This window comes from Streptomyces sp. AC550_RSS872 (assembly GCF_019049285.1).
GTDB lineage: Bacteria > Actinomycetota > Actinomycetes > Streptomycetales > Streptomycetaceae > Streptomyces.
Genome location: NZ_JAGMUL010000082.1, coordinates 60,305 through 71,364, shown reverse-complemented (window position 1 = coordinate 71,364; position 11,060 = coordinate 60,305). Strand labels below are relative to the sequence as shown.

Here is an 11,060-nt window from a genome sequence, read left to right as displayed (position 1 = left end):
TCGGGTTCGGGGTGGTGGAGGTGGCGGTGCGGCTGATCGACTCGGTCTCGGTGTCGGAGCTGGGGAATCCGGCGACGTATGCGCTGCTGTTGGGGGGCGGGGCGGCGTTTCTGGCGCTGACGTCGGCGTTGCAGCGGGGGTCGGTGACGGTGGCGACCGCGGCGATGGTGATCGGGGAGACGGTCGGGCCGGCGGTGGTGGGGGTGGTGTGGCTGGGGGATCGTACGCGGGAGGGGTTGGCCTGGCTGGCGGTGCTGGGGTTTGTGGTGTCGGTGGCGGGGGCGTTGGCGTTGGCGCGGTTCGGGGAGGCGCCGGGTACGCCTGGCGGGCGGTGAGCGCTCCCGCCGCCCCCACCCGTCCCGTCCCTTGAAGGGGCTCCGCCCCTTCGACCCCGCCAGGGGGCCGCCGCCCCCGCTGTCGGCCTTCGGGCCTCGTCCTCAAACGCCGGACGGGCTGGAAGCTCGCAGCGCCCTGCACAAAACCTCCAACGTTCCCGCCCACGCATGGTCCGCGGGCGTCCCGTAGCCCAGCACCAGGGCGTCGAGGCGTTCTGTCGTGGCTGTCTCGTGGCGGTAGGCGTTCAGGCCGTTGAGGGCGAGGCCCTGCCAGGTGGCGGCCTGGAGGACGGACTGTTCGGTGCCGGGCGGGAGGCGGAGGACGGCGTGCAGGCCGGCGGCGATGCCGGTGACCTGGAGGTGGGGGGCGTGGGTGGCGAGGGCCTGGACCAGGGCGTCTCTGCGGCGGCGGTAGCGCAGACGGGCGGCGCGGACGTGGCGGTCGTAGGCGCCGGAGGTGAGGAACTCCGCCAGCGTCAGCTGGTCCACCGCGCCGCAGGTGTCCGAGCCGCCCTTCGCCTCCGTGACCGCGTCCACCAGCGCCGGCGGCAGCACCATCCAGGCCAGCCGCAGGCCGGGGGCGAGGGACTTGCTGGCGGTGCCGAGGTAGACGACGCGGTCGGGGTCGAGGCCCTGGAGCGCGCCGACGGGCTGGCGGTCGTAGCGGAACTCGCCGTCGTAGTCGTCCTCCAGGACCAGTCCGCCGGTGCGGCGCGCCCAGTCCACCACCGTGGCCCGGCGGTCGCGGTGCAGGGGGATGCCCATGGGGAACTGGTGGGCCGGGGTGAGGAGCACCGCGCCGACGCCCTCCTCCACCGTCAATGCCCCCGGGTTCGTGCCCAGTTCGTCGAAGGCGAGGGGTGTGGTGGTCAGGCCGGCCGCCGTCAGCTGTTTCCAGTGCGGTGGCACGCCGTACGACTCCACTGCCACCGTGTCCAGTCCACGCGCCCGCAGCGCCCTGCCGAGCAGTTGCAGGCCGTGCACAAAGCCCGCGCACACGACCACGCGCTCGGGGTCGGCGCGCACGCCCCGCGCGCGGGCGAGGTAGCCGGCGAGGGCGGTGCGCAGTTCGGGGCGGCCGCGCGGATCGCCGTAGCCGAGGGCCTGGTTCGGGGCGGCGAGGAAGGCGCGGCGGGCCGCCTTGAGCCATTCCGTGCGGGGGAAGGCGGCGAGGTCGGGGGTGCCGGGGACCAGGTCGTAGGCGGGGCGCGGGCGCTCACGGTGCGGTGGGGCGGTCGCGCCCGCCGGCGGGATCACCGCGCGCTCGGCGACCCGCGTGCCCGAGCCCTGGCGGGCGGTGAGCCAGCCCTCGGCGACCAGTTCGGCGTAGGCCTCGGCGACCGTGTTGCGGGCGATGCCCAGGTCGGCGGCGAGGGAGCGGGAGGAGGGCAGCCGGGTGCCGGGGGCGAGGCGTCCGGTGCGGACGGCCTCGCGCAGGGCGTCGGTCAGGCCCCGGCGCAGGCCCGGTCCCGCCGGTTCCAGATGGAGGTCGACGCCCAGAGTGGCCCAAGGTTTCACCATGGAAGTGGACCATACTCCTGGGCTGCTTCGCTCCTAGGGTCGAGATCATGACGACCGCAGAAGAGAGAACCGCGAGCACACCGAGCACACCGAGCACCGTCCCCTACGCTCCCGAGCCCACCCCGCGTCTCGACTGGGCCGCGCTCGCCCCCGACGTGTTCAAGGCCATGATCCGGCTCGACGCGGCAGCCGGGCGGGGTCTCGACCCGGTCCTGCGCGAGCTGGTGAAGATCCGGGCCTCGCAGCTCAACCACTGCGCGTTCTGCCTCGACATGCACACCAAGGACGCGCTCGCGGCGGGCGAGAGCGTCGAGCGGATCGTGCAACTGAGCGCCTGGGAGGAGTCGCGGCACTTCTACACCGAGAAGGAGCTCGCGGCGCTGGAACTGACGGAGGCCGTGACCGTGCTGACCGACGGCTTCGTGCCGGACGAGGTCTACGAGCGGGCCGCCGCGCACTTCGAGGAGGCCGAGCTGGCGCAGCTGATCGCCGCGATCACGGTGATCAACGCGTGGAACCGGTTCGGGGTGACCTGCCGGCGGACCCCGGGTCACTACCAGCCGGGGCAGTACTTGTGACCGTAAGGACAAGTCCTACGGCTCGTACGAGCCGTACAAGAGTGCTCGACCCCGCCGTCGCGCAGGCCATGTCGGCCGTCAGCGCCGCCGCGAAGAAGGGGCTCGGCGATCCGGCCCTCGCCGAGCTCGTCGTGATCCGGGCCTCGCAGCTCAACCACTGCGCGTTCTGCCTGGACATGCATCTCGGGATCGCCCGCGGACACGGCGTGAGTGAGGACCGGTTGGACATGCTGGCCGCCTGGGAGGAGGCCGGGGGCCTGTTCGACGAGCGGGAGCGGGCCGCGCTCGCGCTGACCGAGGCGGTCACCTTGGTCACGGACGGTTTCGTGCCCGACGATGTGTACGACCGGGCCGCCACGCACTTCGACGACACCCGACTCGCCCATCTCATCGCGCTGATCGTCGCCATCAACAACTGGAACCGGGTGATGGTCGGCCGCCGCATTCCACCAGGGGGATACACACCGTGACCAAGATCGAGACCTTCCGTGCCCTGCACCGGCGCACGGCTCCCGGCGACCCGCTCGTACTGCCCGGCCCCTGGGACGCCGACTCCGCGCGCGTCTGTGTCGAGTCGGGGTTCCCCGCGCTGGCCACACCCAGTGCGGCCGTCGCCGCCTCCCTCGGGTACGAGGACGGGCAGACCCCGGCCGACGAGATGTTCGCTGCGGTCGCCCGGATCGTACGGGCGGTCGACGTGCCGGTGTCGGCGGACATCGAGGGCGGATACGGCATCGCGCCGAAGGAGCTGGTCGAGCGGCTGCTGGAGAGCGGTGCCGTGGGCTGCAACCTGGAGGATTCCGAGGACGGGGTCCTGAAGGAGCCGCGCGCTCACGCCGAGTGGCTCGCCGAGGTGCGGTACGCGGCCGGGGACCAGCTGTTCGTCAACGCGCGCGTGGACACGTACATCCGGGGCGTGTCCGATCCGGAACGGGCCATCGAGCGGGCCGCCTTGTACGTCGCCGCGGGCGCCGACTGCGTGTATCCGATCGGCGCCCCCGTCGACGTACTGCCACTGCTGCGCTCCGGCATCCAGGGGCCGATCAACGTGCACGGCACCGTGACCGGGGACGGCCCCTCGCCCACCGCGCTCGGTGAACTCGGGGCCACCCGGATCACGTTCGGACCGGGACTCCAGCGCAGCACCGCGCAGGCGCTGCGCGAGATCGCGGTCGGCCTCAGAAAGTGACGGTCAGGGCATGACGGTCAGGGAATGACGGTCAGTACATGACGCTCAGGACAGCCACGCCTTCCACGTGGACTCGTGGCTGTCCACCCACTTCTTCGCCGCCTCCTGGGGCGACAGTTTCTGCTCGGCGATCATCAGGGAGACCTCGTTCTGGTCCTCGGTCGTCCACTTGAACTTCTTCAGCAGGGCCGCCGCCTCGCCGCCGGTCTTGGCGAAGTCCGCGTTGAGGTACTTTTGCAGCGGGGTGTGCGGATAGGCGCAGGCGACCTTCTCCGGGTCCGCGTCGCAGCCCTCCTTGTACGCCGGCAGCTTCACCTCGGTCATGGGGACCTTCTTGAACAGCCACTGAGGGGTGTACCAGTACGTCAGGAAGGGCTTCTTCTCCTTGGCGAACTGTTTGATCTGCGTGATCTGTGCGGCCTCCGAACCGGCGAACACCACCTGGTAGTCCAGGTCCAGGTTCTTCACCAGCGCCTTGTCGTTGGTGACGTAGGACGGCGAGCCGTCCATCAGCTGGCCCTTGCCGCCGCTCTCGGCGGTACGCATCTGGTCGGCGTACTTGTCGAGGTTCTTCCAGTCGGTGACGTCCGGGTGCTGCTCGGCGAAGTACGTCGGGACGAACCAGCCGATGTGCCCGGTGACCCCGAGGTCGCCGCCGGGCACGATCGTCTTCTTGTCCTTGACGTACCGCTGCTCCTCCTCCGGGTGCCCCCAGTCCTCCAGGAGCGCGTCGACGCGGCCCTGGCTGAGCGCGTCCCAGGCGGGGACCTCGTCGATCTGGACGGTGTCGACGCGGTAGCCGAGCTCGTGCTCCAGCAGGTACTGCGCGACGGCCACGTTGGCCTGCGCGCCGACCCAGGACTGCACGGACAGCGTCACGGACTTCGCGCCCTGGGCGCCCGCGAACGGCGAGGCCTGCTTGGTCATGTCGGCGGCACCGCAGCCGGTCAGGCCGGTGAGCAGCGCCAGCGAGGACACGCCGGCCACCACGGCAGTCGTACGCATACGAACACGCATGTCAGGCTCCCTTCTTCGCGCGGCGTTCCGTCGGCTGGGTCACCCGGTCGAGCATCAGGCCCAGGCAGACGATCGCCACGCCGGCCACCAGCCCGGTCGCGAGGTCGCCCTGCGCGAGTCCGGCGACGACCTCGTAGCCGAGCGCGCCACCTCCGACCAGGCCGCCGATGATGACGACGGCGAGGACCAGGACGACGCCCTGGTTGACGGCCAGCAGCAACGCCGGGCGGGCGAGCGGGAGTTGGACCTGCCGCAGCTGCTGGACGGGGGTCGCGCCGAGCGAGCGGGCCGACTCCAGGGCGGCCGGGTCGACCTGGCGCAGACCCTGGGTGGTGATGCGGACTACGGCGGGCAGGGCGTAGACGACGGCCGCCGCGACGGCCGGGGCGCGGCCCACGCCGAACAGTGCGACCACCGGGATCAGGTACACGAACTGCGGCATCGTCTGGAAGACGTCCAGGACGGGCCGCAGCAGCCGCTCGACGCGGTCGCTGCGGGCGGCCGCGATGCCGGTCGCGATGCCCAGGACCAGGGTGACGGCGACGGCCGCCAGCACCTGGGAGAGGGTGTCGAGCGCCGGCGTCCACACGCCGAGGACACCGATCGCGGCCATGGCGAGGACGGCGGTCAGCGCGGTGCGCCAGGTGCCGATCAGCCAGGCGAGGGCGGCGACGATCAGCAGCACCGACCACCAGGGCAGCCATTGCAGGGTGTCGCGCACGGGGTCGAGGACCCAGGTGGTGAAGTGGGCCGCCCAGTCGGCGGTGCCGCCGATGACGGGGACCCCGGAGTAGAGGTGGTCGGTCATCCAGCCGACGGCGCGGTTGACCGGCTCGGCGATGTTCAGGGTCCAGGCCTCGGGCCAGTCGAGACGGCCCACGAGACGCCCGGTGACGGCTACGGCCACGGCGGCGGCCAGGGCGAACAGCCAGCGTGCCCGGCCGTTCGGCTGCGGCTCGTCACCGAGGCCCTCGCCCGCCGCGCCGGTCACCCGGTCGAGGACAATCGCAAGCAGCACGATCGGGATGCCGGCCGCGAGGGCCGCGCCGACGTCGACCGTGGCCAGCGCCTGGTAGACGCGGTCACCGAGGCCGCCGGCACCGATGACCGACGCGATGACCGCCATGGACAGCGCCATCATGATCGTCTGGTTGAGGCCGAGGAGAAGCTCCTTGCCGGCCAGCGGGATGCGGGCGGTCAGCAGGCGCTGCCGTGCGGTGGCGCCGAGCGACTCGACCGCCTCCAGCACCTCCTTGTCGGCGCCGCGCAGACCGAGGGCGGTGAGGCGGGCCATCGGCGGGGCGGCGTAGACGACGGTGGCCAGGACGGCCGCGGGGACGCCCATGCCGAAGACCAGGACGACGGGGAGCAGGTAGGCGTAGGCCGGGAGCACCTGCATGGTGTCGAGGACGGGGCGCAGGATCCTGTCCATACGGTCGGACAGTCCGGCGGCGAGCCCCAGCAGCGCGCCCACGGCGACCGAGGCGAGGACCGCCACGGCCATCAGCGCGAGTGTCTGCATGGCCGGGATCCACATGCCGAGGAACCCGCAGGCCAGCAGCGCGATGCCGGTACCGGCGGCGAGCCTGAGGCCAGCGACCCGCCAGGCGATCAGGGAGGCGGCGGCGGTGACGCCGGCCCAGCCGGCCGCGAGCAGCACCAGGTACACGGCGCGCACGGAGATCACGACCGCGTTGCTGATGTGCCCGAAGAAGTAGACGAACAGCGGGTGGCTGTCCCGGTTGTCGATGATCCAGACGCTGGCCTTGGTCAGCTGGTCGGAGAAGTCGACGGTCAGCGCGGCGGGCCAGCTTCCGCTCGCCCAGCGGGCGTTCGCCAGCGGTACGAGGATCGCGGCGGCGAGCGCCAGCAGCAGGAGCTTGCGGACGACGGGCTGTTTGAGGATGCCGGGCAGGGCGGCGCGGGGGGCGGCGGCGGTGACGGTGGCCATCAAGCCACCTCCTTGCGCTTCCCAGCCCCCGCTGCGGCGCTCTGCCCCGCCGGCGCGCTCTGCTCCGTCCCCGCCACGACGCCGAGGAGACGCTCGTGGTCGACGACCCCCAGGCAGCGCCCGCCCTCCATGACCCGGGCCGGGGCACCGGTGCGCGCCACCGCCTCGATCGCCTCGGACACCGTCGCGTCCGGCGCGACGGCCGGCCCGTTGCCGCTCTCGTCCGCCGACGCGGCACGCATGGCCGTACGCACGGTCATGACCTGCTCGCGCGGCACGTCACGGACGAACTCGCGGACGTAGTCGTCGGCCGGCGAGCCCACGATCTCCTCGGGCGTGCCCAGCTGCACGACGCGGCCGTCGCGCATCAGGGCGATACGGTCGCCGAGCTTCAGAGCCTCGCTGAGGTCATGGGTGATGAAGACCATCGTGCGGCCCTCCTCGCGGTGCAGGCGGACGACCTCCTCCTGCATGTCCCGTCGGATCAGCGGGTCGAGCGCGCTGAACGGCTCGTCGAAGAGCAGGACCTCCGGGTCCACCGCCAACGCCCGTGCCAGGCCGACACGCTGGCGCTGACCACCGGACAGCTGGCCCGGCCTGCGGTGCTCCATGCCCTCCAGGCCGACCTTGGCGACGACCTGGGCGGCCCGCTCACGGCGCTCGGCCCTGCCGACGCCCTGGATCTCCAGGCCGTACGCCACGTTGTCCAGGACCGTGCGGTGCGGGAGCAGGCCGAAGTGCTGGAAGACCATCGCGGCGCGGTGGCGGCGCAGTTCGCGCAGCCGGGTCTTGTCCATGGCGCGGACGTCCTCGCCGTCGATGGCGATGGTGCCCGCGGTCGGCTCGATCAGCCGGGTCAGACAGCGCACCAGCGTGGACTTGCCGGAGCCGGACAGGCCCATCACGACGAAGACCTCGCCCTTGCGGACGTCGAAGGAGACGTCCTGCACGGCCGCCGTGCAGCCGGTGCGGGCGCGCAGCTCGGCGGACGTGAGCCCGGCCAGCTCCGGGTCGGCCGGGACGCGGTGGGCCTTCGGGCCGAAGACCTTCCAGAGACCGTCGACAGAGAAGACAGGGGTATCAGTGGCACTAGCGGTACCAGGGGTAGCAGTAGCACCAGGGGTGTTAAAGGTACTCATCACGCCTCACCTCCAAGCAGATCGACGGCCTTCTCCCCGACCATGAGCACGCCGATCATCGGGTTCACTGCGGTCATCGTCGGGAAGACGGAGGCGTCGGCGATTCGGATGCCGTCCAGGCCTCGGATTCTCAACTGTGGGTCGACCACGGCCAGTTCGTCGTCGGCGGCGCCCATGCGGCAGGTGCCGGCCGGGTGGTACACGGTGTGCGCGACCTTGCGCGCGTACTCGCTGAGCTCCTCGTCGCCGGTGACGTCGGGGCCGGGGCACACCTCCCGCTTGAGCCAGCCCGCGAGCGGTTCGGTCTTGGCGATCTCACGGGCGATGCGGATGCCGTCGACGAGGGTGCGGCCGTCGTAGTCGTCCTCGTCGGTGAAGTAGCGGAAGTCCAGCGCGGGCTTCACGGCCGGGTCGGCGCTGGTCAGGTACAGCCGGCCGCGGCTCTTCGGCTTGGGGATGTTCGGGGTCATGGACACCCCGAACTCCGGCCGCTGGTAGCCCAGTCGTTCCGGGTTGTCCGTGAACGGGATCTGGTAGAAGTGGAACATCAGGTCGGGGCCCTGGTGTTCGGGGTCGCGGCGCACGAAGAGGCCCGCGTCGGAGTCCATCGCGGAGTTGTCGGGGATCGGTCCGTCGGTCTCCCAGACGATCACCGACTCGGGGTGGTCGAGCAGGTTCTCGCCGACGCCCGGCAGGTCGTGGACGACCGGGATGCCCAGCTTGGTGAGGTCCTCCCCGGGTCCGATGCCGGAGTGCATCAGCAGCCGGGGCGAGTCGACGGCGCCCGCGCACAGGACCACCTCGCGCCGGGCGCGGATCAGGACCTCCTCGCCGTCCTTGGTACGGACGTGGACGCCCTCGGCGCGCGTGCCGTTCAGCTCCAGCTTGTACGCCCAGGTCTCCAGCAGGATCGTCAGGTTCTCCCGCTCGTCCATCACCGGGTGCAGATACGCCACCGACGCCGACGAACGCTTGTTGTTCTCGGGGTGGTAGGCGAGGTCGAAGAAACCGACGCCCTCGGTGAAGGGCTGCTTGTTGAAGCCCTCGACACGCGGGACGCCGAGCGCGCCCTGCGCCGCGTCGACGAAGTCGCGGGCGATGGCGTTGCGGTCCTTCTCGTCGACCGGGACGATGTTGTTCTTCAGCCGGGCGTAGTACGCCTCCATCGGCACCGCGCCCCAGCCCGTGGCGCCCGCCTCCTCCCACTCGTCCCAGTCGGACGGCAGCGGCTTGAAGGCGATGAGCGTGTTGTGGCTGGAACATCCGCCGAGGACACGGGCCCGGCTGTGCCGGATGTGCGAGTTGCCGCGGGGCTGCTCGGTGGTGGGGTAGTCGTAGTCCAGCTCGCCGCCGAGGAGACCCATCCAGCGGCGCAGGGTGAGGACGTCGTCGCGGCCGACGTCACTGGGGCCGCCCTCGATGACGGCGACGGTGGTGTCGGGGTTCTCGGTGAGGCGGGAGGCTATGACGGAGCCTGCGGTGCCGCCGCCGATGACGACGTAGTCGTAGACGGGGGTGTTCTGGGACATGGGGGGTACTCCAGGGGTTCAGACTTGAGGGGCGTGACGGAAGCGCCCTGAAGGGGCGCGGGGCTGCGTCGATATGCGGCTCCGCCGCGCGGGCGCGACCAGCCACGATGGCGCCGCAGACGCCGAACGACGAACCGCGGCACTGTCGGAGACGCAGCGTCAGCCCCGGAACCACCGAACCGGCGTCGGCGCCAGGTTCTGGTACACGTGCTTGCTCTCGCGGTACTCGGCGAGCCCCGCGGGGCCGAGTTCGCGCCCCACGCCGCTCTTGCCGAAGCCGCCCCACTCCGCCTGCGGAAGGTAGGGGTGGAAGTCGTTGATCCAGACGGTGCCGTGCCGCAGTCGGCCGGCGACCCGCCGCGCCCGTCCCGCGTCGGCGGTCCAGACGGCGCCCGCGAGCCCGTACTCGGTGTCGTTGGCGAGGGCGACCGCCTCGTCCTCGGTGCGGAAGGTCTCGACGGTGAGGACCGGGCCGAAGACCTCCTCGCGGACGACACGCATCTCGCGGTGGCAGTGGTCGAGGACGGTCGGCTCGAAGAAGTAGCCGCTCTCCGGCCGCTCCGGGGACGGCTCGGGACGCCGGCCGCCGGAGCGCAGCACCGCGCCCTCCTTGAGCGCGGAGTCGACGTACGCCTCGACCTTCGCGCGCTGCTGCTCGGAGACGAGCGGCCCGCACTCGACGCCGTCGGCGGTGCCGCGGCCGAGCCGGATCCGGCCTGCCCTGCGGGCGAGTTCGGCGACGAAGCGGTCCCGGACGGACTCCTCGACGATGAGACGGCCGCCGGCCGAGCAGACCTGGCCGCTGTGGATGAAGGCGGCGTTGAGGGCCTGGTCGACGGCGGTGTCGAAGCCCTCCTCCGTGGCGCAGGCGTCGGCGAAGACGACGTTGGGGTTCTTGCCGCCGAGTTCGAGCGCGACCTTCTTGACGGAGGGCGCCGCGGCCTGGGCCACCTTGGTGCCGCTGACCAGGCCGCCGGTGAAGGAGACGAGGTCGACGTCGGGGTGCTCGGCGAGGCGGGCGCCGACGGAGTGGCCGGGCCCGGTGACGATGTTGGCGACCCCGGTGGGCAGCCCTGCCTCGACCAGTAGCTCGATGAGCGCGACGGTCGTCAGCGGGGTGATCTCGCTGGGCTTGACGACGAAGGTGTTCCCGGCGGCGAGGGCCGGGGCGATCTTCCAACTCGCCTGGAGGAGGGGGTAGTTCCAGGGCGTGATCAGCGCACAGACACCGACCGGCTCGTGGACGACGACGCTGTGGATGTCGCAGGAGCCGGCGTCGACGACCCGGCCCGGGGCCTCGGCGGCGACGAGGTCGGCGAAGTAGCGGAAGGCGTCGGCGACGCAGTCGATGTCGACCCGGCCCTCCTCGAGGGTCTTGCCGGCGTCGCGGCTCTCCAGCAGGCCGAGCTTCTCGCGGTCGCGTACGAGGAGGTCGGCGACGCGGCGCAGCAGGGCGGCGCGCTCGGCGACGGGCGTGCGCGGCCACTCCCCCCGGCCGCCGTCGAAGGCTCGGTGGGCGGCCGCGACCGCGAGGTCGGTGTCCTTCTCGTCGCCCTCGGCGACCACGGCGAACGGCGTCGCGTCCGCGGGGTCGAGGATCTCGCGCGTCGCGCCGGAGACGGCGTCGCGCCACTCGCCGCCGGCGTGAATCGTCTGCTGCGCCTGCTGTCCGGTCATGATCGGTGTTGCCTTCCGTTCCTGTTCAGTGCCTCTGAGTCACACAGGTGTCACCCACGAGGACCGTGACCACCTGCCCCGGCCCCCGTGTTGCATGCGCAATCGAGGGTCGAAAGTGCGGTGC

At 71.8% G+C, this 11,060-nt stretch carries 9 protein-coding genes and 1 pseudogene; 4 read left to right on the top strand and 6 right to left on the bottom strand.

All coding sequences use genetic code 11. The annotated features are described in order from the left end of the window. A pseudogene (locus tag KUM44_RS27980) lies at nucleotides 1–335 on the top strand (hypothetical protein); the annotation flags it as partial. A 102-nt stretch (nucleotides 336–437) separates the two neighbouring features. On the opposite strand, the gene KUM44_RS27975 reads toward KUM44_RS27980, so the two are convergent. Further along, nucleotides 438–1,856 (bottom strand): PLP-dependent aminotransferase family protein, encoded by a 1,419-nt coding sequence (locus tag KUM44_RS27975; RefSeq protein WP_217212258.1) that lies wholly within the window; start codon nucleotides 1,854–1,856, stop codon nucleotides 438–440. Between the two features lie 47 nt (nucleotides 1,857–1,903). Here KUM44_RS27975 and KUM44_RS27970 point away from each other — a divergent pair, with 47 nt between their 5' ends. Genes KUM44_RS27970 through KUM44_RS27960 form a run of 3 tightly spaced genes read left to right on the top strand, consistent with a single transcriptional unit; the run spans nucleotide 1,904 to nucleotide 3,623 of the window. Next, nucleotides 1,904–2,434 (top strand): carboxymuconolactone decarboxylase family protein, encoded by a 531-nt coding sequence (locus KUM44_RS27970; RefSeq protein ID WP_217212256.1) that lies wholly within the window; start codon nucleotides 1,904–1,906, stop codon nucleotides 2,432–2,434. After that, on the top strand, nucleotides 2,431–2,904 hold the full coding sequence (locus KUM44_RS27965) for a carboxymuconolactone decarboxylase family protein (protein ID WP_308402740.1): 474 nt from the start codon (nucleotides 2,431–2,433) through the stop codon (nucleotides 2,902–2,904). Before KUM44_RS27970 ends, KUM44_RS27965 begins: the two co-directional genes overlap by 4 nt. Beyond that, nucleotides 2,901–3,623: an isocitrate lyase/phosphoenolpyruvate mutase family protein gene (locus KUM44_RS27960; protein ID WP_217212253.1), complete on the top strand. Its 723-nt coding sequence runs from the start codon at nucleotides 2,901–2,903 to the stop codon at nucleotides 3,621–3,623. The genes KUM44_RS27965 and KUM44_RS27960 overlap by 4 nt, the downstream gene beginning before the upstream one ends. A 45-nt stretch (nucleotides 3,624–3,668) precedes the next feature. Here KUM44_RS27960 and KUM44_RS27955 read toward each other — a convergent pair whose 3' ends face one another. From KUM44_RS27955 to KUM44_RS27935, 5 genes are all read right to left on the bottom strand, one after another. Next, nucleotides 3,669–4,640, bottom strand: a complete 972-nt coding sequence (locus tag KUM44_RS27955) for an ABC transporter substrate-binding protein (RefSeq protein ID WP_217212251.1) — start codon at nucleotides 4,638–4,640, stop codon at nucleotides 3,669–3,671. Between the two features lies 1 nt (nucleotide 4,641). Next, nucleotides 4,642–6,591, bottom strand: a complete 1,950-nt coding sequence (locus tag KUM44_RS27950; protein ID WP_217212249.1) for a proline/glycine betaine ABC transporter permease — start codon at nucleotides 6,589–6,591, stop codon at nucleotides 4,642–4,644. Further along, nucleotides 6,591–7,730: a glycine betaine/L-proline ABC transporter ATP-binding protein gene (locus KUM44_RS27945; RefSeq protein WP_217212248.1), complete on the bottom strand. Its 1,140-nt coding sequence runs from the start codon at nucleotides 7,728–7,730 to the stop codon at nucleotides 6,591–6,593. The genes KUM44_RS27950 and KUM44_RS27945 overlap by 1 nt, the downstream gene beginning before the upstream one ends. Continuing rightward, nucleotides 7,730–9,259 (bottom strand): GMC family oxidoreductase, encoded by a 1,530-nt coding sequence (locus KUM44_RS27940; RefSeq protein ID WP_217212246.1) that lies wholly within the window; start codon nucleotides 9,257–9,259, stop codon nucleotides 7,730–7,732. Before KUM44_RS27940 ends, KUM44_RS27945 begins: the two co-directional genes overlap by 1 nt. A 159-nt stretch (nucleotides 9,260–9,418) precedes the next feature. Next, on the bottom strand, nucleotides 9,419–10,936 hold the full coding sequence (locus KUM44_RS27935) for an aldehyde dehydrogenase family protein (RefSeq protein ID WP_217212244.1): 1,518 nt from the start codon (nucleotides 10,934–10,936) through the stop codon (nucleotides 9,419–9,421). Between the last annotated feature and the right edge of the window lie 124 nt (nucleotides 10,937–11,060).